General features: G+C 60.3%; 18 protein-coding genes and 1 CRISPR repeat array (1 of these 19 running past the window's edge). Of the genes, 12 read left to right on the top strand and 6 right to left on the bottom strand.

The features are described from left to right. Positions 1–3,754: direct repeats of the CRISPR family, unit length 32 nt; unit sequence GTCGCGCCCCCCGCGGGCGCGTGGATTGAAAC (it extends 320 nt beyond the left edge of the window). Positions 3,755–4,237: 483 nt separating this feature from the next. Together AC2D8U_RS17290 and AC2D8U_RS17285 are read left to right on the top strand one after the other, a co-directional pair. After that, entirely contained in the window at positions 4,238–5,113 is an 876-nt protein-coding gene (locus AC2D8U_RS17290; RefSeq protein ID WP_484620323.1) for a phosphate/phosphite/phosphonate ABC transporter substrate-binding protein, read from the top strand. Continuing rightward, a complete protein-coding gene (locus AC2D8U_RS17285; RefSeq protein ID WP_484620322.1) occupies positions 5,110–7,389 on the top strand; it encodes a response regulator in 2,280 nt (759 codons plus the stop codon). The genes AC2D8U_RS17290 and AC2D8U_RS17285 overlap by 4 nt, the downstream gene beginning before the upstream one ends. A gap of 109 nt (positions 7,390–7,498) precedes the next feature. Here AC2D8U_RS17285 and AC2D8U_RS17280 read toward each other — a convergent pair whose 3' ends face one another. The 5 genes from AC2D8U_RS17280 to AC2D8U_RS17260 form a co-directional block, all read right to left on the bottom strand. Continuing rightward, positions 7,499–7,978 carry a Dps family protein gene (locus AC2D8U_RS17280; RefSeq protein ID WP_484620321.1) on the bottom strand — a complete coding sequence of 160 codons (480 nt, stop codon included), beginning with the start codon at positions 7,976–7,978 and terminating at the stop codon, positions 7,499–7,501. A 235-nt stretch (positions 7,979–8,213) separates the two neighbouring features. Continuing rightward, on the bottom strand, positions 8,214–9,365 hold the full coding sequence (locus tag AC2D8U_RS17275; RefSeq protein ID WP_484620320.1) for a M20 aminoacylase family protein: 1,152 nt from the start codon (positions 9,363–9,365) through the stop codon (positions 8,214–8,216). A 54-nt stretch (positions 9,366–9,419) separates the two neighbouring features. Next, positions 9,420–10,382, bottom strand: a complete 963-nt coding sequence (locus AC2D8U_RS17270; RefSeq protein WP_484620319.1) for a DMT family transporter — start codon at positions 10,380–10,382, stop codon at positions 9,420–9,422. 37 nt (positions 10,383–10,419) lie between these two features. Continuing rightward, positions 10,420–11,193 carry a maleate cis-trans isomerase family protein gene (locus AC2D8U_RS17265; protein ID WP_484620318.1) on the bottom strand — a complete coding sequence of 258 codons (774 nt, stop codon included), beginning with the start codon at positions 11,191–11,193 and terminating at the stop codon, positions 10,420–10,422. 53 nt (positions 11,194–11,246) lie between these two features. Beyond that, positions 11,247–12,413, bottom strand: a complete 1,167-nt coding sequence (locus tag AC2D8U_RS17260; protein WP_484620317.1) for a M24 family metallopeptidase — start codon at positions 12,411–12,413, stop codon at positions 11,247–11,249. 486 nt (positions 12,414–12,899) lie between these two features. Between AC2D8U_RS17260 and AC2D8U_RS17255 the strand changes: the two genes are divergently transcribed. From AC2D8U_RS17255 to AC2D8U_RS17245, 3 genes are all read left to right on the top strand, one after another. Next, positions 12,900–13,283, top strand: a complete 384-nt coding sequence (locus tag AC2D8U_RS17255; RefSeq protein WP_484620316.1) for a RidA family protein — start codon at positions 12,900–12,902, stop codon at positions 13,281–13,283. A gap of 36 nt (positions 13,284–13,319) precedes the next feature. Continuing rightward, entirely contained in the window at positions 13,320–14,498 is a 1,179-nt protein-coding gene (gene dpaL, locus AC2D8U_RS17250; RefSeq protein ID WP_484620315.1) for a diaminopropionate ammonia-lyase, read from the top strand. A gap of 140 nt (positions 14,499–14,638) precedes the next feature. Continuing rightward, a complete protein-coding gene (locus AC2D8U_RS17245; protein WP_484620314.1) occupies positions 14,639–15,313 on the top strand; it encodes a helix-turn-helix transcriptional regulator in 675 nt (224 codons plus the stop codon). A 62-nt stretch (positions 15,314–15,375) separates the two neighbouring features. Here the strand turns inward: AC2D8U_RS17245 and AC2D8U_RS17240 are convergent, their stop codons facing one another. Then, on the bottom strand, positions 15,376–18,033 hold the full coding sequence (locus AC2D8U_RS17240; RefSeq protein ID WP_484620313.1) for a nitrate reductase: 2,658 nt from the start codon (positions 18,031–18,033) through the stop codon (positions 15,376–15,378). A gap of 389 nt (positions 18,034–18,422) precedes the next feature. On the opposite strand from AC2D8U_RS17240, the gene cobA reads away from it, so the two are divergent. From cobA to rpoZ, 7 genes are all read left to right on the top strand, one after another. Next, entirely contained in the window at positions 18,423–19,256 is an 834-nt protein-coding gene (gene cobA / locus AC2D8U_RS17235) for a uroporphyrinogen-III C-methyltransferase (RefSeq protein ID WP_484620312.1), read from the top strand. 35 nt (positions 19,257–19,291) lie between these two features. After that, positions 19,292–21,865: a nitrite reductase large subunit NirB gene (nirB, locus tag AC2D8U_RS17230; protein ID WP_484620311.1), complete on the top strand. Its 2,574-nt coding sequence runs from the start codon at positions 19,292–19,294 to the stop codon at positions 21,863–21,865. Continuing rightward, positions 21,862–22,185: a nitrite reductase small subunit NirD gene (gene nirD / locus AC2D8U_RS17225; protein WP_484620310.1), complete on the top strand. Its 324-nt coding sequence runs from the start codon at positions 21,862–21,864 to the stop codon at positions 22,183–22,185. The genes nirB and nirD overlap by 4 nt, the downstream gene beginning before the upstream one ends. 125 nt (positions 22,186–22,310) lie before the next feature. Beyond that, complete coding sequence (locus AC2D8U_RS17220) at positions 22,311–23,774, top strand: NarK family nitrate/nitrite MFS transporter (protein ID WP_484620309.1); 1,464 nt, start codon at positions 22,311–22,313, stop codon at positions 23,772–23,774. Then, the gene (locus tag AC2D8U_RS17215; protein ID WP_484620308.1) at positions 23,764–25,503 is read left to right on the top strand and encodes a bifunctional protein-serine/threonine kinase/phosphatase; all 1,740 of its coding nucleotides are present in this window, start codon (positions 23,764–23,766) and stop codon (positions 25,501–25,503) included. Before AC2D8U_RS17220 ends, AC2D8U_RS17215 begins: the two co-directional genes overlap by 11 nt. 197 nt (positions 25,504–25,700) lie before the next feature. After that, a complete protein-coding gene (gene gmk, locus AC2D8U_RS17210; RefSeq protein WP_484620307.1) occupies positions 25,701–26,324 on the top strand; it encodes a guanylate kinase in 624 nt (207 codons plus the stop codon). 62 nt (positions 26,325–26,386) lie between these two features. After that, entirely contained in the window at positions 26,387–26,665 is a 279-nt protein-coding gene (gene rpoZ, locus AC2D8U_RS17205) for a DNA-directed RNA polymerase subunit omega (protein ID WP_484620306.1), read from the top strand. The last annotated feature ends 46 nt before the right edge of the window (positions 26,666–26,711 follow it).

Here is a 26,711-nt window from a genome sequence, read left to right as displayed (position 1 = left end):
CAATGCCAGTCGCGCCCCCCGCGGGCGCGTGGATTGAAACCACAAGGAGGGGCTGGCCGATGCCTACCCCGGCGTGTCGCGCCCCCCGCGGGCGCGTGGATTGAAACATGGATGACAATGATGAAGGTGGAACCACGGCCAGTCGCGCCCCCCGCGGGCGCGTGGATTGAAACCGTTATTTACATGGTGATCCTGATTGGTCTGGGAGTCGCGCCCCCCGCGGGCGCGTGGATTGAAACACATCCAGTCTGAGTTGGAGCGTATCACCAACAAGGTCGCGCCCCCCGCGGGCGCGTGGATTGAAACGGATCACGTTGTCGTTATCGCATGGGCCGAACCGGTCGCGCCCCCCGCGGGCGCGTGGATTGAAACTGCCTCACGTCCTTGTGTGGCTTAGTTATTTATCGTCGCGCCCCCCGCGGGCGCGTGGATTGAAACCATTATTTTCGACCCGGCTTTGTTTGGGTCATCGGTCGCGCCCCCCGCGGGCGCGTGGATTGAAACATTGAGCACGTAGTCAAGGTGGGGATCCTGGTCGCGCCCCCCGCGGGCGCGTGGATTGAAACAGGGCCTGCTTGCCGGCCGCGGTCAGGTGGGCGCGTCGCGCCCCCCGCGGGCGCGTGGATTGAAACTACCTGACAGGCGAAGCCTCTAAAGCCTGGACGGTGTCGCGCCCCCCGCGGGCGCGTGGATTGAAACTTTGGACTGGTGCAAATACTTTTTAGCATGGCATGTCGCGCCCCCCGCGGGCGCGTGGATTGAAACTCTTCCCGTGGCGGGGTTTGGGTTTCGAGCAGATGTCGCGCCCCCCGCGGGCGCGTGGATTGAAACCAGGGCTATGCGCCACTGCGGATAGGCAAAGTCAGTCGCGCCCCCCGCGGGCGCGTGGATTGAAACCTCAGTGAGTTTTAAATTGCGCACTTGGTGTCACTCGTCGCGCCCCCCGCGGGCGCGTGGATTGAAACTTGAAGCATGGGCCGAAGCGCTAACCAGAATCGCGTCGCGCCCCCCGCGGGCGCGTGGATTGAAACCCTGATGCCACGCCCGGCATCAGCCAGGGACGGGCGTCGCGCCCCCCGCGGGCGCGTGGATTGAAACTCGGATGAAATACTGAGCCAAGAGGATCATGAACGTCGCGCCCCCCGCGGGCGCGTGGATTGAAACTGGTCTGGTGGACCGGCTGGCCAAAGCCCTAGAGGTCGCGCCCCCCGCGGGCGCGTGGATTGAAACGATGACGTAACACCACAGCATTACTGGATATATCGTCGCGCCCCCCGCGGGCGCGTGGATTGAAACGTCACCAGCTTGATGATGGATACCTTTGCAAGTCGTCGCGCCCCCCGCGGGCGCGTGGATTGAAACGGTGTACCTGCCCAATTCCTAGACCCAACCCAGTGTCGCGCCCCCCGCGGGCGCGTGGATTGAAACTTGTTAACCACGACCCTGGCAACCTCGATAGAGTGTCGCGCCCCCCGCGGGCGCGTGGATTGAAACGTATTATCGGCCATTGTTATGTTGTCCTGTTTGGGTCGCGCCCCCCGCGGGCGCGTGGATTGAAACACCAGAGCGCACCCGATCTGCGTCCGCCTCGTACGTCGCGCCCCCCGCGGGCGCGTGGATTGAAACCATGTCGCGCCCATGAAGCGCCTGAGTCCTTTCAAGTCGCGCCCCCCGCGGGCGCGTGGATTGAAACTCCGTAACGTCGATCAAGTTCAGCTCCAGCAGCACGTCGCGCCCCCCGCGGGCGCGTGGATTGAAACCATGAAATTCCGCACCATGGCGCGGCCAATCAGGGTCGCGCCCCCCGCGGGCGCGTGGATTGAAACATGGATATGCTGGCGCTCAACCCAGATCAAGACGTCGCGCCCCCCGCGGGCGCGTGGATTGAAACCTCGACCTCGTCATCCAAATCCCCAAAGTCCCCAGGTCGCGCCCCCCGCGGGCGCGTGGATTGAAACTATCGATCCACCTTCCGGCCTACACCAACATGCTGTCGCGCCCCCCGCGGGCGCGTGGATTGAAACCGGTATGAGGTGCCTTGCCCAGACTGTGGCCATCAGTCGCGCCCCCCGCGGGCGCGTGGATTGAAACCAGATTTGTTGGTGCAGATAGGAGCTGAACGCCACGTCGCGCCCCCCGCGGGCGCGTGGATTGAAACTTTGGTGCTGACGATCAGCCGGCCGCGACGCCGCGTCGCGCCCCCCGCGGGCGCGTGGATTGAAACATATTTCAGCGGTGCCGGTTTAATGGACTCAGGCTGTCGCGCCCCCCGCGGGCGCGTGGATTGAAACAGTCCCGCCCTGCTCGATGCCCTGCGCCAGCCCAGGTCGCGCCCCCCGCGGGCGCGTGGATTGAAACTCCTGGTCGTCGTTGGGGTGGGGGAGGGCGTTGGTGTCGCGCCCCCCGCGGGCGCGTGGATTGAAACCTCGCAACCGCGACGCTCGTAACGCCCGTCGTAAGGAGTCGCGCCCCCCGCGGGCGCGTGGATTGAAACCCCGATGTAATTGTTGGTACTTATCCCTGTACTGTCGCGCCCCCCGCGGGCGCGTGGATTGAAACCCCCTGTTGGTCCGGTATTGCAAAAAGGTAAGCAGGTCGCGCCCCCCGCGGGCGCGTGGATTGAAACCTCCAACTGCTCGGAAAGAAGGTCGATGTTGTAGGTCGCGCCCCCCGCGGGCGCGTGGATTGAAACACTTCGCGGCGGGCTCTACCGTGGATGTCTCCAAGTCGCGCCCCCCGCGGGCGCGTGGATTGAAACTCGATCACCCCATCGTCAGGGGTCCACACCACCTCATGTCGCGCCCCCCGCGGGCGCGTGGATTGAAACCGCTGTCCGCCGAGATTGGGCTGCTGAAGGAGCGTGTCGCGCCCCCCGCGGGCGCGTGGATTGAAACTTTACCGCAGACAAAGAACTGGCCGAGACCCGGAGTCGCGCCCCCCGCGGGCGCGTGGATTGAAACGTCGTGGGAGAACGCTTTAAGCTCAAGCTCCGGCGTCGCGCCCCCCGCGGGCGCGTGGATTGAAACCAGTTCGGAGGTGATTGCCAGCAGGTCGTCTGGGCGTCGCGCCCCCCCGCGGGCGCGTGGATTGAAACAAGCGCGTGGGTATAAAAATGATCGCGTGGGGGAGTCGCGCCCCCCGCGGGCGCGTGGATTGAAACTTTGATGGGGGTGAATCATGCTCGAAATGATGCTGGTCGCGCCCCCCGCGGGCGCGTGGATTGAAACTCGTCGCGGTAAGTGGTGGTGGTGTTGCGGGTAAAGTCGCGCCCCCCGCGGGCGCGTGGATTGAAACACCGATCCGAGGTACTGGCGCAGTCATTACAACAAGTCGCGCCCCCCGCGGGCGCGTGGATTGAAACCGGTGACTTTAAGGCTTGGGCCAAGGGGGTCAAGTCGCGCCCCCCGCGGGCGCGTGGATTGAAACTCGCTCGAAGCGGAACAGTCGGTGATCGGTGGTGGTCGCGCCCCCCGCGGGCGCGTGGATTGAAACCACAGACCTAACTCGAGTCATAAGACTTGCTGGAGTCGCGCCCCCCGCGGGCGCGTGGATTGAAACTCCATCGTCAGCTTGCGCTTGCCTGCCAGCTTTGGTCGCGCCCCCCGCGGGCGCGTGGATTGAAACCAGAGGGCGCAGTTTGTCATTAATACGGCTGCCGTCGCGCCCCCCGCGGGCGCGTGGATTGAAACCTTTACGAACTGGATGGCGGCATCTAACGCGATGTCGCGCCCCCCGCGGGCGCGCGGATTGAAAGGACTGTGATAGTGCAAAGAGTGATTATCAAGTACATGCGCAATGTCCGACCAAGTTGATTTCAGGCTGCGATCACCGAGGCGATGAACCTGGCTTTGGAGCAAACTGGCTAACTGGCTCAATCGATATATAAAACCAAAGATTGAACGGGCAAAGTGGTGACAAAAATGGTGACAAGTGCACTTTCTTCCCAACCCAAACTTCGCCACAAGCCCCGCCAAGACTGAAGATTAAACCTTTAACAATCAAACAGATCCAGAACATCGAATAGCACCCACCATTTCCAGTTCCAAGCCGCCTACGGGCGGCTTGTTCGATCCTGCCTTGCCAAATTGCCATGCACTTTGCGAAATTCCGAACATCTCGGATGAAAAGTACAACATAAACAGAATAGTAAGTTCTGGCCCCAATCCTGCTTTATCGACATGGTTATCTCTCAGTCGGTGATCTCTAGATGGCGGCCCCAGCATTCAAAAACCGTATATTGATAACCCTTACGCGGCTCGACCGTTCACTTCGCATGGCCATTGGGATCATGGCCTTTGGGGCCAGCAGCGTCACCGGCTGCGTAGAAGCAAAAACGGAAAATCCGACCCCGCAAGCAACCCTGACCTTTGGCATCGTACCCCAGCAGGCCGCCAGCACCCTGGCGAAAAACTGGGTACCACTGCTAGACGAGATAAGTGCCCAAACCGGTCTGACACTTGAGTTTCAGACCGCTCCGGATATCCCCACCTTCGAACAACGGGTTCGACAGGGCGAATACGACATCGCCTATATGAACCCCTATCACTACACGGTTTACCACCAGGTTCCTGGCTACATCGCGATGGCCCGGCAAACCGGCAAGCAACTGGTGGGTATATTGGTAGTTGCCAAAGACAGCCCCATTCAAGACTTACACGAACTCGCGGGACAGACACTGGCGTTTCCGGCCCCCGCGGCCTTTGCCGCCAGTGTTCTGCCTCGCAGTCATCTTGCCGCCGCTGGCCTAGCGATCACACCCAAATACGTGTCATCCCACGACTCAGTGTATCGCTCCGTCGAGCAGGGCTTTTATCCGGCCGGTGGCGGCGTGTTCCGGACCTTTTACAGCACAGATCCCCAGGTACGCGACGGCTTGCGGATCCTGTGGCAAACCCCGCCCTATCCGGCCCACGCTTTCGCTTACCATCCCAGAGTCAATGCCAATGTCGCCGGTCGGATCGCTCGAGCACTGTTCCGGCTCAGCGAATATCCACAAGGCCAGGCCTTGCTCGACACCATCAAATTCAGTGGCATCGGCCCGGCGAAGGACAGCGACTGGGATCCAGTCCGATCGCTGGGGCTGGATCTGCTTGAGAGTGGGACAAAAGAATGAACCTGCGTGCCAAGACAGTGATCGGTGTTGCCAGCATCGAAGCGATCTTACTTGTGGTGTTGGTTTGGAGCAGTCTCGACTTCCTGCAGCGCTCCAATGAAGCGCAGATCATCTCCCGAGCCAATACCGGCGCGGTGCTGTTTGCGGCGCTGAGCAAAGATGCGGTGATCGCCACGGATCTGGCCACCCTGCAGGTATTAGTGGATGAAGCGGTCAGTCAGGCCGAGGTGGCCTACATAGCCGTGTTCGATGCAAAACATCGGCGAATGGCCAGCGCAGGGCTTAGCCCACAAGCGATAGCACAACGCAGCCCGGACACTCGCTTGGATCAGCTCAAGGACAACACCTTCGACGTCGCAGCGGAGATCCATGCCGCCGGCACCCGGTTTGGCCAGGTGCAGCTGGGGATCACCGTCGACCGTTTCACCGCCCTGCTCGCCGCCGCAAGAACCCGTTTAGTTACCATTGCCGCCGCCGAGATGGCACTGGTTGCCCTGTTCTCCATCTTGTTGGGTGCCTACCTGACCCGAAGCCTTGGTAAATTGCAGTCGGCAGCCAGACGTTTGGAACAACAGGGGCCGGGCCATCAGGTTCAGCTGCCCGGCAACGATGAACTGAGTCAAACCGCCCATGCCTTTAATGCCATGTCCCGCCAGCTGGCAGAGCAATACCAGCAGTTGGATCAGGCTAAGGAGCAAGCGGTTCATGCCAATCAGACCAAATCCCGATTCCTTGCCACCATGAGCCATGAGCTGCGCTCACCACTGCACGCCACCTTGAGTGCGGTAGATCTGCTACTGGACACGCCATTGGATAAAGAGCAGCGCCTGTACGGTCAGTTAGCGCGAGATTCCGGCCAGAGCCTGCTCAGTGTGATCAATGACATCCTCGACTTTTCCCGCATCGAAGCGGACCAGCTGCACCTGCGGCTCGCCCCTTTCAACCCGGAAGAGGTTGTCGACTCGGTATTGCAGATCCTCTCCCCGAAAGCCAACGGAAAAGGGTTGGAGCTGGCCAGTTGCATCAACAAACGGGTACCCCAGCAGATCCTTGGCGATCATGATCGTACACGTCAAATCCTGCTCAACCTGGTCGACAATGCCATCAAATTCAGTGAACACGGCACCATCAACGTCGAGCTGGACTGGCACGGTAAAGGGGAACAGGGGCAACTGCGCTGTACCGTGGCCGATCAGGGGATCGGCATTCCTGCCAAACAGCAAGCCAAACTGTTTCAAGAATTTGTTCAAGTCCACGACGACAGCACCAGCCGCTTTGGAGGCACCGGCCTGGGCCTGGCCATCAGTCATCAACTGCTCAAACTGATGGGCGGTGAGCTACTTCTGGAAAGCGAAGAGGGACAGGGTAGCACCTTTGCGTTCCGCCTGGATGCCCCTGCCCTGTCCCCTGCCGCCATCGACACGCCGCACCCAACCAAGGTTTTTGTCTTACATCCCCAAAAGCGCTACCGCCAGACCCTCTGCCAACAATTGGCCCATTGGAACTGCCAATGCGAACACGGCGCCGATCTGGGCGCCTTGTCCCGAGCGAGACTGGGCGATCAGATGTTTGAACATATCTTGATAGACAGCGCCCTACTGCTGGCATTGAGTCCGAGTCAACTGGCGAATCTGCGCCGGGATTGGTTGAGAGATAGGGGGCAGGTTGTGATGCTGGCCGGGCAGCAGTCGGTCGCGACACTGCAGCTCAAAGCCACCCTAAGGCTTGATCAGCTCCTCACGAAACCCATCAGCGCCCGCCGCCTTCGGCAGATACTGTGGCCAGTGGCTTCTTTACCCGTAGATAGCCCCAGACAGAATGCCTCAGCCCCCCTCCACGGCGACATAAAGTTACTGGTGGTGGAAGACAGTCGGGCCAACCAAATGGTGGCCAAAGCCATACTCAGTAAAGCCGGTTACCAGGTGACACTGGCTGGCAATGGACAGCTCGCACTGAATGCCTTAACTGCCGAACGCTTTGATCTGATCCTAATGGACATCCGCATGCCAGAGATGGACGGTTTAACGGCGAGCCGGCTATGGCGGCAACGTGAAACCGGAGAACCGGTGCCCATCATTGCACTGACTGCCAACGCCCAGCCTTGCGACATTCAAGCCTGCCTGGACGCTGGAATGAACGATTTTGTTGCCAAACCGGTCAATCGACAAACACTGCTCAGTATCCTGCACCAGTGGTTGCCCCAGCACAATGTCACTCCCCTGGCCGGTGTTCAGCATAAAGCGGCCGCCTCCCAGACCAACTCCAAGCCTGCGTAGCGGCCTGTCAGGGTTGGCCAGCATGACAAAAGCCAAAGGGCCGCTCATTGAGCGGCCCTTTGGCTTCGTTAACGCGTCGTTTGCAGGGAAGCGTCTCGTCTTTGGCCTATCAGGCGCGGCGGCCCTGATAGGCGGCCAGCATCCAGGATTCCTTCTCCTGCTGGCTGATGTAATCACTCAGCAGGGAGACCGTGCCTTCGTCGCCCAGTTCGGAGGCGGCGGACAGGATCTGACGTTGCAGCCGCAGCAGGCGCTGATAGGAGGTGAGGATGTTCTCGATGGCAAGATGGCCGTCGTGCACATCCTTGGCCTCTTCAATGGCACTACGGATCAGGTAATCGGAGAAGCCGTGCAGGGGCTGGCTGCCCAGTGTCAGGATCCGTTCTGCCAGTTCGTCCACCTTGACCAGCAGCTGATCGTAGATCTCCTCAAACTTGGCGTGCAGCTCAAAGAAGTTGGCCCCCTGGACGTTCCAGTGGAAACCCCGCACATTCATGTAGAGCACTTGATAGTTGGCCAGCAAGCCGTTCAATTGCTCGGCCAAAGCCTGGGCGCCGCTTTTCTCCAGTCCAATCAAGTTGGTGCTCATGGTACTACTCCTGTGTCTTCAATAAGGTTGGCGTCGTGCCGATGAGCAAACAATACCCACACCTGCCTCAGGGCGATAATGGAGTGTTCGAATCACGGTTATCGAGAAAATCTCACGCCACGTAGAGGCGATAAAAAAACGGCCAGAGCCGGGTGGGGCTCTGGCCGCTCGAAAGACGTCGGCATAGCAGCTTTGATTGGCTTCTGCGGCGACTCGACAGCAGCGCAACTCTGACTTACAGCTGCTGACGAACCAGGGTGGTCCAGTAGTTCACACCGGTCATCAAGATGGCGTCATTGAAGTCGTAGTTGGGGCGATGCAGTGCATTGCCTCCGGTACAACCCGCTTCGCCGTTGCCCATCAAGATGTAGCAGCCAGGCACTTCCCGCTGCATAAAGGAGAAGTCCTCACTGATGGTTAGTGGCTGACACGCCCCGTCCACGTTGTCGGCGCCCACCACCGTTTGAGCCGCGCGGATTGCATGCTCGGTCGGCTCGGGGGCATTGATGGTAGAGAGGAAGCTGTTATTGAAGTGGTACTCATAGTCCACCCCGGCAGACTGGCACTGACCCGCCACCACCCGCTCAATGGCCGCTTCGATCTTGGCCAGCGCTTCGTCGGTGAAACTGCGGGTGTCGCCGGAGATGGTCACCTCAGAGGGGATCACATTGACCGTGCCGTTGGTGGCAAACTCGGTCACTGAGATCACCGCAGTTTCATTGATGGCACTGAGGTTTCGAGACACGATGGTCTGCAAAGCACAGACGATTTGCGCCCCCACCACGATGGGATCCGTGCCCATATGCGGCATGGCAGCATGACCACCGGTGGCTTTCACCTTGATCTCAAAGCTGCTTTCGCTGGCCATAATCGAACTGGGGCGGGTGATGATCTTACCGGCCGGCAGGCCCGGCATATTGTGAATGGCGTAGATCGCTTCCATCGGCCAGCGGGTGAACAGACCATCGGCGATCATTCCCTTGGCGCCTTCGCCGCGCTCTTCATCCGGTTGAAAGATGAAATAGACAGTTCCATCAAAATCACGGCTTTTGGCCAGTTCGGCCGCCGCCCCCAGCAGCATGGCAGTATGGCCATCATGGCCACAGGCATGCATTACGCCCTCATGCTTAGAGGCGTGGTCGAAGGTGTTCTCTTCCTGGACAAACAACGCATCCATATCGGCGCGCAACCCAATCGCGCGATCGCTGTTGCCGCACTTGAGCACGCCCACCACACCGGTTTTTCCAATATTGCGGTGCACCTCGTCGAGACCAAACTCCTCCAGCTTTAACGCGACAAATTCGGCGGTCTGGTACTCTTTGAGCCCGGTTTCAGGATACTGATGGATGTGGTGGCGCCATTGAACGATCTGTTGCTCGAGAGACATGACTTTTCCTTACGAAGAAAGGCAGCCCGGGGGCTGCCTTGAGTAACACAGGGCTTACTTGGCAGTGGCAGGCTCGAGCTCGACAGGCGCTTCCCGCTTCTTGGCGCTGAACTTAACGAAGGCCATCATGGATCCAATCACCACGACCATGGCCAGCAGGCGCATCGGGGTGACGGCTTCACCCAGGGCGAAAATGGCCAGGATGAAGGAGGAGAGTGGCATCAGGTTCAGTGCCATACCGGAACCGTCAACGCCGACATTCTCCATGGCGTAGATGTAGACCAGGTAGCTCAGGCCGGAGATCCCCACGCCCAGGATGGCAATGCAGAGGATCCGCAGCGGAGAACTGAACACATTCAGGGCGCTGGAGAAGTCGGCACCGGCGAAGACGAGGTAGACGCCAAAGCCTAGGGAAGCGAAGACAAACTGGTGGAACATGGTGGCAACGGAGCCATATTTCTCCGCCAGCTTGGCACGGGCGTAGGCACAGCATGAGAAGCTGGCGGCACTGAGGAAGCAGATCAGGTGGCCGATGTTAAAGCCCTGGGTCTCGGACTCGGGGTCCATCACCAGGATGGCCACACCGATGAAGGCAAACAGGGCGGAGAGCAACTGAATGGTGGTGAAACGTTCGTTGTGACGGAGGAAGCCGACGGTCAGGATCAGAATGGGGATCAGGCCCTGGATCACGCCGTTTTCAGAGGCGGTGATGTAGTCCAGGGAGAGGAAGGAGAGGAAGCTGAACGCGCCCTGGCCAATGATCCCGCAGGCTGCGGCCCAAAATACATCTTTGCGATTGCCCCAGCTTAACTTGAAATCCTGTTTCTTGGTCATCTTGCCCGAGGCCAGGCCGACATTAAAGACGATCCCCAAGGTAATAAAGGCGACGGTATAGCGTAGCCATACCAGGACCTGTGCGTCCATCACTTCGAGGATAGGAGTGCCAACAATCCAGGGGATCCCCCAGAGCAGGCCAATAAAGATCGCGGCAATCCAACCTTTGGTTACGTTAGTCATTTTCTCTTCCTATGAATTCGTATTGAGTCTTTCGTTGTTATTGTTCGTTGAGCAGGCGGCCATAGCCGGGGCAGTGCGCTTTTTTGCCCACCAGATGCATGGCGTGCCAAAACATGGCGGAGTTACTGCAAACAACGGGGATCCCGAAGCGATCCTCGATCTCTTGAATGTGGTCCAGTACCCTCAGGTTGGTGCAAGACATGAAGACCACCTCGGCGCCCGAACCAGGCAGGATCTTTTCCAGTCCTTCGAGCATGGACTCCTTGGCGATCTTGGTGATCTCCGTGTCTTTCTCGATGCCGAGGGAGCCCAGGGTGGCAACCTCGAAGCCGGCATTGGTTAATTGTTGATAGAGAGGGAAGTTCACCTCCGTTGGATAGGGGGAGAAGACGGCGATGCGACGCGCCCCCAAGTGTTTGAACGCGGCCTGAGCGGCGGTCCAGGGATTGGTGGTCGGCAAGCCTTCTCGATTTTTGTTCAGTAGCTCACCGACACGCTGCTCACCGATGATGATGGAGGCGGAGGTGCAGCCAAATGCCATCACATCCATCGGCAAACCATCGGCGATCAGATCCGATGCATCGCTGATCCCCTTGGCAATGGCATCCAGAGCCTCGGGCGTCATCTCTGAGCTGTAGTAGACCCGCGAGCTGAAGGCCGCCGCCTGGGTGCCGTACAGTTTGGCCCAATCCATCTCCAGGGAGTGGTCGGTACTCAGTTGCACCAAGCCAATATGGACCCGGTCGATTCGGGGAGCCTGAACATGCTCCAGGGGAACTTGAAAGGATTTGAACTGCTCGATATTTTCCATTGTCTCTCTCCATTGGCGGTGCCCTGTCACGGCACCGCATAGGTCGTTTGGGCTCAGTCGATGATGATCAGCTCTGGCTCGGCACGCTCGTGCAGCCACTCAGCACCGTTCTCAGTAATAACGATGTTCTCTTCATGCACCATGGACTTGCTTGGGGCATACACCATGCCCGGCTCCAGGGTCATCACCATGCCAGGCTTAAGCTCGGTGTTATCCGTGGCGGTGTTGGAGGGACGCTCGGTCAGTTCCATGCCCAGGCCGTGACCCAGACGCCCGACGTCGTTGCCCATGGCACCATTGGCTTCCAGCACGGACCACATGGCGTGGTAAATATCGGAAGTGGTGTTGCCCGGCTTAGCCGCTTCAAAGCCTTTGGTGGTGGCTTCATAGATGGCGCGGTAAGCTGCTTTACTCTGCTCGCTGGCGTGACCAAAAGCCCAGTTGCGATCGAAGTCGGAGAAGTAACCGTCGCGGACTGCACCGGTATCGATAATTAGGATATCGCCCGGTTCGATCACCCGATCGGTAGGACCCATGATGATGCTGTCGTACCCGTCCGGACCGGAACCCGCAATGATGTAAGGACACTCATCTGCACCGGCGCTAAGCATGTCGATACGAAACTGTTTGCAGATCTCACGCTCGGTCATCCCGGCCTTGGCATAGCCCGGGATCTTCTTAAAGCCTTCATTGGTGATGCGGCAGATCTCGCGGGTCTTGGCGATCTCTGCTTGGGACTTCACCTGGCGCAGGTTATGGACCTGCAAGGAGCAATCGACAAACTCTTTTTTCACCATGGTGGTCAACGCCATGTAATTGGCCACTGGCATCCGCAGGTGGGACTCTATCCCCAGGGTGGCACCGACACGACCGTGCTTACAGGGCAGGCTATTCAAGGCACTGGCCACCAGACTGATCCCGTCATCTTCCGGCCGTGGTGACGGCCAAGTGATGATGTTCTCGATCCAGGTGCCGGCCATACCGGTGGCACCGATCTCGGGAATGATGGCGATTGGCTTTCCTTCAGCGGGAACGATCAGGAACCAAGGACGGGTTGGGCTATGCCAGAACTGAGTGTGGAAGCCGGTGAAATAACGCACATTCGGCTCTGTAGTAAATAGCATGGCGTCCAACTTCATGTCGTGCATGATCTTCTGGGCCTTCGCAGTACGCTGCTCAAACTCTGTGACATCAAAACCGCGTTGCAATACCTGGCTCATGGTGTTCTCTCCCTTATCGATGCTCACAGGTTCGGATTGGCCCGCCCCAATGACGCACAGTCAACTATTGGTTACTTGTGTGGCCATGGTACCCATCCCAACCCCAATTGATGTGATTTAGATCACAGAGTCAACACTTGAGACCTCAAAGTTCTTTGGGATTCATTTGGAATCGAAATAAATTCCATGAAATACAGACATTTACCATTCAGGGGCATTCTCTGTCGAATTGAGCCCCCCTCAATAAAGTTAACGTTAGTTAACTTTTGTCCGTGGGAACCTTGCCAAGAACCCGACTGTTGCCCTAGAATGGCATCAACACTTGGTAACCGAAATGCACTTCGTTGGCGCTGATGCCGTCTGTCGTCACCACACTGACCGAGTGTCATACGGAGCATTCGGCGTTTGAGAGTCCAGGTCCGAGTGCAGTCTTATTGAAAACCGATCAGAGCCAGTCTGCGATTCTGGCCTTCAGAGGAATTGACCATGAAAAAAATCATCCATACCGAACAAGCCCCAGCCGCCATTGGCCCTTACTCTCAAGGCACTAGTCTTAAGGATATTGTCTTCACTTCCGGTCAGCTGCCTTTGGATCCGGAAACCATGGCGTTTGTTGAGGGTGGGATCACTGAGCAGACACGCCAATCTCTGACCAACCTGAAAGCCGTACTGGAGCAAGGTGGCGCCTCTCTGGAAACGGTGCTCAAAACCACCTGCTTCCTCTCCGACATGGAAAACTTCGCGGCCTTTAACGAGGTCTACACCGAAGTCTTTGGCACCTCTGCACCGGCCCGCTCCTGCATCGAAGTCGCCCGTCTGCCGAAAGATGCCCTGGTGGAAGTGGAAGCCATCGCCTTCATCGCCGAGTGATCTCGGCTCATTGAGTGTTAAAGCGAGTTTTTGTTCATGATCACGTTAGCAAGCAACCGGTTTTACAACGGTGAGAACAGCCCACTGTTCAGCCATCGATTGGCGCAGCAGGCTCGTCAGTTCCACCGCCAGATCCAGGGCTACCAGCCCACCCCTCTGGTGTCTTTGCCCAAGTTAGCCCAACAACTGGGGATCAAATCCCTGCTGGTGAAGGACGAATCCCATCGCTTTGGACTCAATGCCTTTAAAGTGCTGGGTGGCTCCTATGCCTTGGGTCAGGTGCTGGCCCAGCACCTGAACATCGAGCTGGATCGGATCGATCTGGCCCGCATCGCCGAGCAGCTGCCGGCGCCGATCACCTTTGTCACCGCCACCGCGGGCAACCATGGCACCGGGATCGCCTGGGCGGCTCAGCAGATGAAGCAAAAGGCCGTGGTTTACATGCCCAAGGGCTCACCACAGGCCAGCGTCGACCGCATCCGCGGCCTGGGTGCCGAATGCATCGTCACCGAGGTGAACTACGACGACACCGTGCGTCTGGCCAGCGAAACCGCCGACAAAGAGGGTTGGATGCTGGTGCAGGATACCGCCTGGGATGGCTATGAGCAGATCCCCACCTGGATCTCCCAAGGCTACATGACCATGGCCGATGAGGCCCTGGAGCAAGCCAAGGCGCTGGATGAGCAACCGAGTCATATCCTGCTGCAAGCGGGTGTGGGTGCCATGGCCGGCGGTGTGCTGGGTTACTACGCCGATACCCTGGGCGCCGACAACTTCACTGCGGTGATCGCTGAGCCAGCTGCGGCCGACTGCATCTACCGCTCCGGCACCAGCGAAGCCGGTGAGATGACCGCCGTTGGCGGCGACTTGAGCTCCATCATGGCCGGTCTGGCCTGCGGTGAGCCCAACCCGGTGACCTGGCCGATCCTGCGCCAGTGCAGCCAGGTGTTCGCCTCCTGCAGCGACAAGGTGGCGGCCACCGGCATGCGTGTGCTGGGCAACCCGCTGAAAGGCGATGCGCCGATCACCAGTGGTGAGTCCGGTGCCCTGTGTCTGGGCATGCTGGTAGCCATCGCCAACAGCGATAATGCCGCCGAGCAGATGGCGCAATTGGGTCTAAATCAAGACTCCGTGGTGCTGCTGTTCAGCACTGAAGGGGACACCAACCCGGAGCGTTACCGAAGGATCGTTTGGCAAGGTGAACTGAGCAGTTAATACCCGTGATGAAAGCGAAATGGTTTTGCCATTTCGCTTTTCCCTTTGTCAGTGGCACCTTAGTGGCTTGAACTCGGCCCAAACCACTGGCTAAGATCAACGACGACCTTCCACCCCATTCCATTATTGAGGGCTCCTCTGTGACCGCATCTTTGCATATAACTTTTTCCGATAAAGATCGCGAGTTGTTGAACAACTACTTCCGCTTTGCCGACTCCATGGCGGATCTTATTGGCCCCCATTGCGAAGTGGTGATCCACTCTCTGGAGAGCTTTGATCAGTCGGTGGTGAAGATCGTCAATGGTCACCACACCGGGCGCCAGGTTGGCTCGCCAATCACCGATCTTGGACTGAAAATGCTGAAGGAGTATGAGAAAAATGGCGAGGTTGCTCCGAAAAGCTATTTCACCCAAGGCAAAGACGGTGAATTACTCAAGTCCACGACTCTGATACTGGCAGGCGAAGGCGGCAAGGCCATTGGCCTGTTTTGCGTCAATATGAATCTGTCGCACTCCTTCTCCGACATCATCAAAACCATGATGCCGCAGATGGCCAGCCCCACGGTGGCCGTCGCTGAGAACTTTGGCACCTCGGCCAATGACGTGATCCAGCACTCACTGGATCGAGCCATCAGCGATGTTCAGGCGGACAGCAGCATCACCCCCAAGAGCAAAAACAAAGCGATTACCCGAGTGCTGTTTGATAGCAATATTTTCGAGTTGAAAGAAGCCACCGCCATGGTCTCCGAACGCCTGGGGATCAGCCGCCACGCTGTGTACAAGTACCTGCGCGAGTTCCGCTCGGCAGAAAGATGAATTACCCTCGGCTCCCCCTCGAGAAAGGCCGATAGGTAACCTTTATCCATCCTCCGCCTGCTCTAACTGATCTCACGCAATGGGATCGGGGCCAGATGCAACCGCTCCGCCAAGTCGCCCTGACAAGAGCCACAGCCGAGGCCGGCGCCGGTGCACTCGCCCAGTGCCGCCACCGAGTCGGCCCCCGCAGCAATGGCCTCACTCACCTGCCGCTCAGTCACCTGACGACAGGCGCACAGCATGGCCCCGGTTGCCCGGCTTTTGGGCACCAGGATATGACGCAACTGACGGGCCTCGAACGGCTGGCTGAGCAGCTCACTGAAGCCGCTGCCGAGCAGGCTGTCGCTGTCGGCACCGATCTCCCATAGCCACTGCAACCGGTCGCCATCGCTCATGGCCACACAGGTTCGCGCACCGGAGCGCCCCTGCAGCCGGCGCCACTGTCCCTGCCGGGGCAGGCGCAGTGCCAAAGTCTGTGCCAGGGCCGTCGGACTCAGTTCGGACGCGATATGGTAGAGGAAGCCTCCGTCGACCGGGATCCGGCTCCAATACCGCATGCCACCCAGAGACAGTGGCCTGACGCTCAGCAGCGTCGCGACGCTGGATACGGAGACCGGCTCTATCTGAACCTGGGATTGCTTAAAGGCCGGTTGACCGGAAATGGGATCGCACAGCGGTGCCACCAGATCGTTGATCCAGGCCTGGGAGGCAAACTGACCATTCCAGTGCAGGGGCATAAACAGCTCCCCCGGCCTCACCGCATCGGTGATCTGCAGCTTGAGCACTGCCTCACCCTGGCCATTGCTCAGCCGCACCAGCTGGCCGTCTCGCAGTTGCTGTTGCCCGGCGTCCCTAGGGTGGCACTGCACCAGGGGCTCGGGCGCATGTTGGTTCAGCTTGCCGGCCTTGGCTGTGCGGGTCATGGTGTGCCACTGATCGCGCCAACGGCCGGAGTTCAGCCGCATGCCCCTCTCCGTCGTTGCGGGCACCCTTGAGACAGGGGCGGCAATGGGTACCAGTCGGGCCCGCTGTTCGGCCGTAAAGAAGCGGCCATCGGCACACAGACGCTGATCCTGTAGCTGCAACGGCCCTCCCGCGGGTTGCGGCCACTGCAGCGGCGCCAGGGCGTCGTACTGCCGTTCGTTTAATTGTGCCAATGCCGAGATATCAAAGTCCCGTCGCTGATCGCCCGCATTGTCCAGGCCGGATAACTCGGCGTGTTCACGGAAGATCGCCGCCGCACTGGCAAACTCGAAGCCGTGGCCAAAGCCCATCGCCTTGGCCATCTGACAGATGATCCACCAATCCGGCTTGGCCTCTCCGGCAGGCGGCAGAAACGCCCGTTGACGGCTGATCCGCCGCTCCGAGTTGGTCACAGTGCCATCCTTCTCGCCCCAGCCTTGCGCCGGCAGCAACACATCGGCCAATGCCGTGGTGTCGGTCTGGGCCACGCAATCCGAGACGATCACCAGGGGGCAATCCGCCAGCGCCCTGCGTACCCGCGCCGAGTCGGGCAGGCTCACCGCCGGATTGGTGCCCATGATCCACACCGCCTTGATCTGGCCGCTTTCGATCCCGTCGAACAGATCGACCGCCTTCAGGCCCGGCTCGGTGGCCAGGGTGTCGACCTGCCAGAACCGGCTGATCCGCTGATGCGCTTCCACATCGCCAAACTCCATGTGCGCCGCCAGGGTATTGGCCAGACCGCCGACCTCACGACCGCCCATGGCATTGGGCTGACCGGTAATGGAGAAGGCGGTGGCGCCGGGCCTGCCGAAGCGGCCACTGGCCAGGTGACAGTTAAGGATGGCGTTGCCCTGATCCACCCCTCGATCCGATTGGTTAATGCCCTGGGAAAACACCGTCACCACCTTGTCGGTCGCCGCAAACCAGTCAAACAGCTGAGTTACGGCGTCGACGTCAACATCGATGGCCGCCGCCACCTGCGCCACATCACCGGCTCGTGCCGCCAGCTCCAGCGTCGGCAGTACCTCATCCAGTGAGGCCAGTCGGTCTGGCGTCAATTGACCCTGCTCACGCAGGTAGTGCAGCAGACCATTAAATAACCTGATGTCGGTGCCAGCCTTGAGCGCAATGTGCAGATCGGCGCCATGACAACTGGCGGTGCGGCGGGGATCGATCACCACCAGCTTCATCTCGGGCCGCTTCGCCTTGGCCGCCAGAATGCGCTGGTACAGCACCGGATGGCACCAGGCCAGGTTGGAGCCGGTGAGGACCACCAGATCCGCCAGCTCCAGATCGGCATAGCAGCCGGACACCGCATCCGCCCCCAGTGCCCGTTTGTGGGCCGCCACGGCGGAGGACATGCACAGCCGGGAGTTGGTATCGATATTGCCGCTGCCGATAAAGCCCTTCATCAGCTTATTGGCGACATAGTAATCCTCGGTGAGCAACTGACCCGAGACATAAAACGCCACCGAGTCGGGGCCATGGCGATCCAGGGTGTCACGCAACTGACTGCCGGCATAGGCCAACGCACGGGACCAGCTTTCGCGCTGACCGCGGATCTGCGGATAGAGCAAACGGCCCTCGGGATCTGTGGTTGCCCCCAGATTCATGCCCTTGGTGCACAACTTGCCGAAATTGGCCCGGTGATCCGGATCGCCGCTCACCGTGGTGATCCCATCCTGATGTTTCGCCAGCACTCCACAGCCTACTCCGCAGTAGGGACAGGTGGTCCGAGTCGTCCCTTGTGACATCGCTGCACTCCTTTGGCTCAATACAAATGACTCAATGAGTCAAACCCAGTGCAAAGATGACGCCATGCTGACAAAAGCAAATATGGCACTGTTTAATAAAGGAAAAAAACCAAGGACCCCCTCTCTTCAACGCCTCATCTGCCAGCAATGCACCAAAATCGCACGCGGCTGCAACACGGCTGTGCAGATCTGTGCATTCACCTTGGCTGCACTGTTGCCAGAACACTCCAAACCGATATGAACAAGCCTTTTACATACAACAGCTTAGATCTGAGTTTTACCCACCAAGTGATATTGGCACCGCTTTTGCGATAGGCCTTGCCAGAACGCCAGAGCGCCATGCCAGAACGCGCACCGCTGGCTCAGCCGATGCAAACGAGGAATGCAGTATGAACAGGGACAGTTTAACCACAGCAGCAAAAGACGGCGCCTCTTCCGGGCAAACGCCCAGGGTGTCTCTGGTGGGTGCGGGCCCCGGCGATCCGGATCTGCTCACCGTCAAGGCCCTGCGCTGCATCGAGCAGGCCGATGTGATCCTCTACGACAACCTGGTCAGCGACGCCATCCGCGCCCTGTTTCCCAAAAACACCACGGCCCTGTTCGTCGGCAAAGCCAAAAACTGCCACAGCATCGGCCAGGACCGGCTCAACGAGGTGATCGTCGAGCTGGCCCAAAAAGGCCTCCGTGTCTGCCGACTCAAGGGTGGCGATCCCTTCATCTTCGGCCGCGGCTCCGAGGAGATGCTGCGCCTGCATCAGGCCGGGATCCAGACCGAAGTCGTGCCCGGCATTACCGCCGCCAGCGGCTGTACCAGCTACGCCGGCATTCCCCTGACCCACCGTGGCCTGGCCCAGGCCTGCACCTTCGTCACCGGCCACGCCCAAAGCGGTGAGGCGGGACCTGACATAGATTGGCAAGGCCTGGCCCGGGGCAACCAGACCCTGGTGTTCTACATGGGCCTGAGCCAGTTACCCAAGATCACCGCCGAGCTAACGGCTCAGGGTATGCCGCTGGATACCCCCGCCGCCCTCATCGAGCAGGGCTGCCGTCCCGAGCAACGGGTGATCGCCAGCCAGCTCAGTCAGCTGGTGCAGGACAGCCAAATTCATCAACTGCAAAGCCCGACCCTGATCGTCATCGGTGAGGTCGTCAGCCTGGCCGATCAACTGGCCTGGTTCGGCCCCCTGACGCAGTCCGGCATGCCACAGGCGCTGAGCGCCTAAGCCCGAACACACCGAATTTTATTAGGAGTAGCCCCATGAGTGAACTCACCCCCAAGCAACGCATCGTCGTCGTCGGCAACGGCATGGTCGGACACAAGTTGATCGATGCCCTGAGTGCGGAAGACCAATTTGAGATCGTCACCTTCAGCGAAGAATCCCGACTGGCCTATGATCGGGTCCAGCTGACCAAGTTCTTCGAGACCGGCGACGCCAGTACCCTGGCCCTGACCGACGAGGCTCAGTACCAGCAAGCGGGCGTTCAATATCAGCTCAACGCCCGGGTCACCGGCATCGATCGGCAGGGCAAAACCGTGCAGCTGGAGAGCGGTGATAGCCTGAGCTACGACAAGCTGGTGCTGGCCACCGGCTCCTTCCCCTTCATTCCGCCGGTACCGGGCAAAGATCAGCCCCATATTCACCCCTACCGCACCATTGAGGATCTCGAAGCGATCCAGGACTCGGCTCAGCAGAGCAAGGTGGGCGTGGTGATCGGCGGCGGCCTGCTCGGCCTGGAAGCGGCCAATGCCCTCAAGACCCTGGGGCTGGAAACCCATGTGGTGGAATTCGCCCCCCGCCTGATGGCGGTTCAGCTGGATGGCGGCGGCGGCGCCCTGTTGCGGGAGAAGATCGAAGCCCTCGGCGTGCGGGTTCACACTGAGAAGAACACCCAGAACATCGCCCCGCACCCGGACAGCGATGCGCCCACCCGCTATCAGTTGCAGTTTGCCGATGGCACCACCCTGGATACGGACATGCTGGTGTTCTCCGCCGGCATTCGTCCCCAGGACGCGCTGGCCCGCCAGGCGGATCTCGAGATCGGCGAGCGCGGCGGCATTGTTATCGACGATCACTGTGTCACCTCGGATCCCGAGATCTACGCCATCGGCGAATGTGCCCTGTGGCAGGGCCGGATCTTCGGCCTGGTCGCGCCGGGTTACACCATGGCCAAGGTGGCGGCACAGCACCTACAAGGCCAACAGGACAGCGCCTTTACCGGCGCCGACATGAGCACCAAGCTCAAGCTGCTGGGCGTCGAGGTCGCCAGCATCGGTGATGCCCACGGCAACAGCGAGGGCAGCCTGAGCTACAGCTTCACCGACGAAGCCACCGGCGTGTACAAGAAACTGGTGGTGGATGAGTCCGGCACCAAGCTGCTCGGCGCCGTCCTGGTGGGCGACAGCAGCGACTACGGCAACTGGCTGCAACTGTGCCTCAACGACATTCCCCTGCCACAGCCACCGGAAACCCTATTGTTCCCCGCCGCCGCGGAAGGCGGTGCCGCTCCGGCCATGGGCGTCGACATGCTGCCGGACAGCGCGCACATTTGTTCCTGTCACGACGTCACCAAGGGGGACCTGATCGCCGCCATTGAAGATGGCTGCCACGATCTGGGCGAACTCAAGGCCTGCACCAAGGCCGGTACCGGCTGTGGCGGCTGTTCGGCGCTGGTGGGCGACGTGCTCAACAGCCAGTTGGCCAAGATGGGACTGGAGGTGAATACCGACCTTTGTGAGCACTTCGGCCACAGCCGCACCGAGCTGTACGAGATGGTCCGGGTTAAGGAGCTGCGCACCTTCGACGCCGTCCTGCGGGAATGCGGCAAGGGCGAGCACGGCTGTGAGATCTGTAAGCCGGCGGTCGGCTCCATGCTGGCCTCCCAGTGGAATGATCACATCCTGGATCCCGCCCACCTGCAGCTGCAGGACACCAATGATAACTTCCTCGCCAACATGCAGAAGGACGGCACCTACTCCATCGTGCCCCGCGTGCCCGGCGGTGAGATCACCCCGGACAAGCTGATCGTCCTCGGTGAGATCGCCAAGGAATACAACCTCTACACCAAGATCACCGGCGGCCAGCGGATCGATCTGTTCGGTGCCCAGCTGCACCAGCTGCCCCCCATCTGGGAAAAGCTGGTGGAGGCGGGCTTCGAGACCGGTCACGCCTACGGCAAGGCCCTGCGCACGGTGAAATCCTGTGTCGGCAGCACCTGGTGTCGCTACGGGGTGCAGGACAGCACCGGTATGGCCATCGCGATTGAAGAGCGCTACCGCGGCGTACGCTCACCGCACAAGGTGAAGATGGCCGTCTCCGGCTGTACTCGAGAATGTGCCGAGGCCCAGAGCAAGGACTTCGGCGTGATCGCCACCGAAAACGGCTGGAACCTCTATGTTTGCGGCAACGGCGGCATGCGTCCCCGCCATGCGGATCTGTTCGCCACGGATCTCGACGACGCAACCCTGATCCAGTACATCGACCGGATCCTGATGTTCTACGTCCACACCGCCGACCGCCTGCAGCGCACCTCGGTCTGGATGGAGAACCTCGAAGGCGGCCTGGCGCATCTGCAACAGGTGGTGATCGAGGACAGCCTGGGCCTGTGTGCCGAACTGGAAGCCCAGATGGCCCACCTGGTCGACACCTACGAATGTGAGTGGAAGAAGACCCTGGAAGATCCGCAGAAGCTCAAGCGCTTCAGCCACTTCATCAACAGCGATGAACCCGATGCCGCGGTGCAGTTTATTCCCGAGCGGGGCCAGATCCGCCCCGCCCCGAAAACCGAATTTTCGCAAGAACAACGTATTGACGTATTGGAGGTTTCCTCATGAGCCAATGGATAGATATCTGCCCCCAGGATGACGTGGTGCCCGGCAGTGGCGTGTGCGCCCAACTTGGCGACGCCCAGGTTGCAGTGTTCCGCACCGGCGACGACCAGTTCTACGCGGTGGGCAACCACGATCCCCTCGGCGGCGCCAACGTGCTGTCCCGCGGCCTGATCGCCGAGATAAAGGGCCGGCTCACCGTCGCCTCGCCCCTGTACAAGCACCACTACTGCCTGCGCACCGGCCAGTGCCTGCAGGATGAGCAGGTGCAGCTGCCGGTCTACCCGGTCCGGGTACAGGACGGCTTAGTTCAGCTGGCCAGCTAACCCCAACCATTTCGCTTTGGGCGCCCCGGCGCCCTTCCCCCTCACCTTGGGCCGTGCCGGCCCCGGGTTGGGCGGTCGCGCTCAGTCGCCGTGCCGCCGCCATGCAATACAAGGAGTGTTTACCGATGGACACAGGTATTAAGATCTTTTCCTTCACCGGAAAAATGAAAGTCCTCCACCTCAGCTGGATGGCCTTTTTCATCACCTTCGTGGTGTGGTTTAACTTCGCGCCCCTGCTCGGCGTGGTCCAGGAAACCCTCGGCCTGACGCCTGCCGAGATCAAGACCCTGCTGATCCTCAACGTCGCCCTGACCATCCCGGCCCGGGTGATCATCGGCATGCTGACCGACCGTTTCGGCCCCCGTCTCACCTATGCGGCGCTGATGGCCATCTTCAGCCTGCCCTGCTTCGCCTTCGCCTTCGCCCAGGACTTCGAGACCGCAGCCCTGGCGCGTTTCCTGCTGGGCGGCATTGGTGCCGGCTTTGTGATCGGCATTCGCATGGTCTCTGAATGGTTCCCCGCCAACGAGCTGGGCACCGCCGAAGGGATCTACGGCGGCTGGGGTAACTTCGGCAGCGCGGCGGCGGCCATGAGCTTGCCCGCCATCACCCTGTTGATCGGCGGTCCCGAGGCCTGGCGCTACGCCGTCGCCCTGACCGGCGTCCTGAGCCTGGTGTTCAGCGTGATCTGGTACCTCAACGTCACCGACACGCCCAAAGGCTCGACCTACTTCAAGCCGAAGAAGTCCGGCGCCATGGAAGTGACCAGCCGAGGCGATCTGCTGTTCCTGCTGATCATGAAACTGCCCATGTACGGCGCCTTGGCACTGCTGACCTGGAAGCTGTCACCCAATGGCGTGGCCCTGCTCAGCGAGACCGTGACCTGGGTGGCCTACGCCGGCCTGGTGCTGCTCTACCTGCTGGAAGCCGCCAAGACCATAGAGATCAACAAAGGCCTGTTCAGCGCCGATGTCCCCGAGATGCACCGCTACCCCTTCAAGCAGGTTGCCGTACTGAACGTGCTCTACTTTGCCACCTTCGGCTCCGAGCTGGCCGTGGTCTCCATGCTGCCGCTGTTCTTCGCCGAAACCTTCGAGCTGGACATGGTCTATGCGGGCCTGCTGGCCTCGGCCTACGCCTTTATGAACCTGGCTTCCCGTCCCGGTGGCGGCTGGCTGTCCGATAAGTTCGGTCGCAAGAAGACCCTGATCATCCTCACCGCCGGCCTGGCCCTGGGCTACGGCCTGATGGCGATGATCGACAGCAGCTGGCCCCTGTTCCTCGCCGTTGCCGCTGCCATGGCCTGCTCCTTCTTCGTCCAGGCCGGAGAAGGCGCGGTGTTCGCCACCGTGCCCCTGATCAAGCGCCGTTTGACCGGGCAAATTGCCGGCATGACCGGTGCCTATGGCAACGTCGGTGCCGTGGTCTACCTGACCGCTTTATCCATGGTCAGTTATCAGGCATTCTTCCTCATTATCGCCGCCACCGCCCTGGTGGGTCTGGCCGCCCTGTTCCTGCTCAAGGAGCCCAAGGGCCATATGGCGGAAGTCAAAGAGGACGGCAGTGTGGAGCTGATCAATGTCGGCTAACCCCGATCACCCCCTGACGGAGCGCGCAGTCCCGCTGCGCGATCCCAAGCTGAGCCTCGGCGGTCACTCGATCGCCGGGCTTAAGCCGGAAAATCAGGATGCCTTTGCCGCCCGGGCCGGCGATCCGGTGCAGAGCTACTACAAGGGCCAGATCGCCGCCCTGGCCGACGGCGTCTCCTCCGCCAGCCACGCCGCCGCCGCGGCTCAGTTGGCGGTGTGCGACTTCATCTGTGACTTTCAGGACACCCCGCCCAGCTGGAGTACCGGCCGCAGCGCCGCCAAGGTGCTGGATGGGATCAACCGTTTCATGCTCAGCCGCAGCGCCGAGCAGCAATGGCTCACCACCTTCAGCGCGGTGATCCTCAAATCCCACACCGCCTTCCTCCTGCAGGTGGGAGACAGCCGCATCGCCCGCCTGCGCGGCGGCAAACTGGAGATCTTAAGCCATAGCCATCAACGCCAGCTGGGCCAGCGCCAGGTACTGACCCGTGCCCTGGGGGCCGATCCCCACCTTGAGGTCGATCTCAGCCAGACCGAGCTGGAAGTGAATGATCTCTTCCTCCTCACCAGTGACGGCGTGCATGACTTTGTCTCCCCCCAAGAGTTCGAAACCCTGCTGGCCGATGCACCGCTGCAGACGGATCTCGAACGACTCAGCCGAACCCTGGTTAAACAGGCGTTGGCCAACGGCTCCGACGACAACCTCAGCTGCCTGCTGGTGCGGGTGGACGCCCTGCCCGATACCGATCGGGCCAGTCTGGACCAGGCCCTGTACCAACGACGCATTCCACCCGTGCTCAAGCCGGGCCAGAAATTGGATGGGTTTGAGATCCTCGAAGTGCTGCACGCCAGCCCCCGCTCCCACCTGTATCGGGCCCGGGACGGCGAAACCGGCCAGGAGTGGGCACTCAAGGCCCCCTCGGCCAATTTTGAGGACGATCCCCTCTATCTGCAGGCCTTCATTCATGAAGCCTGGATCGGCAGTCAATTTCGCCATCCCAACCTGATGAAGACTCAGCCGGCCCCGGCCGACAGCCCCTTCCTCTACCTGCTGTGCGAGCCCATCGAAGGCCAGTCCCTGCGCCAGTGGATGCAGGATCACCCCAAACCCAGCCTGGCCCAGTGTCGGCCCATCCTGACGCAAGCCGTCTCCGCCCTTCGGGCGATGCAGCGGTTGGACATGGTGCATCGGGATCTAAAGCCGGAGAACTTGATGATCGATCATCAGGGCCAGCTCAAACTGGTGGATTTCGGCGCCACGGCGGTGGCCAGCCTCAGCGAGCGGGCCGATCGGCTCGGCGAGGAGTGCGCCCAGGGCAGTGCCCATTACACGGCACCGGAATCGATCCTGGCGCTCAGCGCCGATCACCGCAGCGATCAGTTCTCCCTGGGGGTGATCGCCTACGAGATGCTGACCGGTGAGCTGCCCTACCCGGGCAAGGCACGGAGAGATAAATTGGAAGAGTGGCGTTATCTGACGGTGCAACAGCATCGGCCGGATCTGCCCTTCTGGCTCGATGAAGTGCTGCGCCGGGCGGTGGCGGTCAATCCCAAGCAACGTTATCCGGCCTATTCGGATCTGCTGACGGATCTCACCCAGCCTTCAAAGGCGCTGCTGCAGAGTCGCCAGGAGCGGCCCTTGCTGCAACGGGATCCGGTGCGTTTCTGGCAATGGCTGGCGATTGGCCTCGGGCTGCTCAATCTGGTGCAATGGCTGACAGACCCCTGAGTGACCCGGCATGGTTATCCCGGCCTGCCACAAAGCGCGCAAGGTGATGCGCCTGCCACTTGGCCGCCACTCTGCTCCGTGTTAACATTTCGCGCCTCAATTTCACGGTTGAGGCCCCGCCTCGACGCTTTCGCGCACCCAGCGCCTATGAAGCCGCCTACACTGTGCTGGCATTGACTGTTTCAGGAACTCATACCATGTCTCGTCGTGGCAATCTGTTTATCCTCGCCGCCCCCAGTGGCGCCGGCAAATCCTCACTGATCAGCGCACTGCTGAAGGACAAGCCCGCCGATATGCAGGTCTCCGTCTCCACCACTACCCGCGACATGCGCCCGGGAGAAGTGGATGGCGTTCACTACCACTTCGTCGATGTGCCACGTTTCAAGGCACTGATCCAGCAGGGCGCCTTCTTCGAGTATGCCGAAGTGTTCGGCAACTTCTATGGCACCTCCAAGATCACCATTGAGCAAACCCTGGAGCAGGGGATCGATGTCTTCCTCGACATCGACTGGCAGGGTGCCCGCCAGGTGAAGGCGCTGATCCCGGACGCCGTCGGTGTCTATATCCTGCCACCGTCCCGCGCCGAGTTGGAGCAACGCCTGCGCAGCCGGGGGCAGGACAGCGAAGAAGTGATCGCGGGTCGCATGGCAGAAGCCCTGAGCGAAATGAGCCACTATGACGAGTTCGATTACGTTATCGTCAATGCAGATTTCGACACGGCCCTGGGCGATCTCAAAGCGATTGTCCAGTCACAACGTAGCCGTCTTGCTAGGCAGGTGGAAGCCCACAGTGTTATGCTTGAAGATCTGTTGGCACAATAGCTGACTTCATGTACACTTTTGCGTCATTTTTCCAATCGTTCACAGACAGGAGTTCCTCGTAAATGGCACGAGTTACTGTAGAAGACGCCGTAGATAAGATCGGCAACCGTTTCGACCTGATCCTGGTTGCTGCCCGCCGCGCACGCCAGCTGTCCGTTCAGGGCAAAGAAGCTCTGGTTGACGAAGAGAACGATAAATCCACCGTGATCGCCCTGCGCGAGATCGAGCAAGGCCTGATCAACTCCAACACGCTGGATGAGCAGGAGCGCCAAGCCGAGCGCGAAAAGGAAGCCGCCGAACTGGCCGCCGTTGCTGCGATCGCCGAGGGCCGCACCCTGTAAGACCCGTGACCCGGAAACGCTGCACCAAAAGTGCAGCGTTTTTGCG

This window comes from Ferrimonas sp. YIN67 (assembly GCF_057219095.1).
The sequence above is the reverse complement of the archived record's forward strand: the minus strand, read 5'-3'. Positions and strand labels throughout refer to the sequence as shown.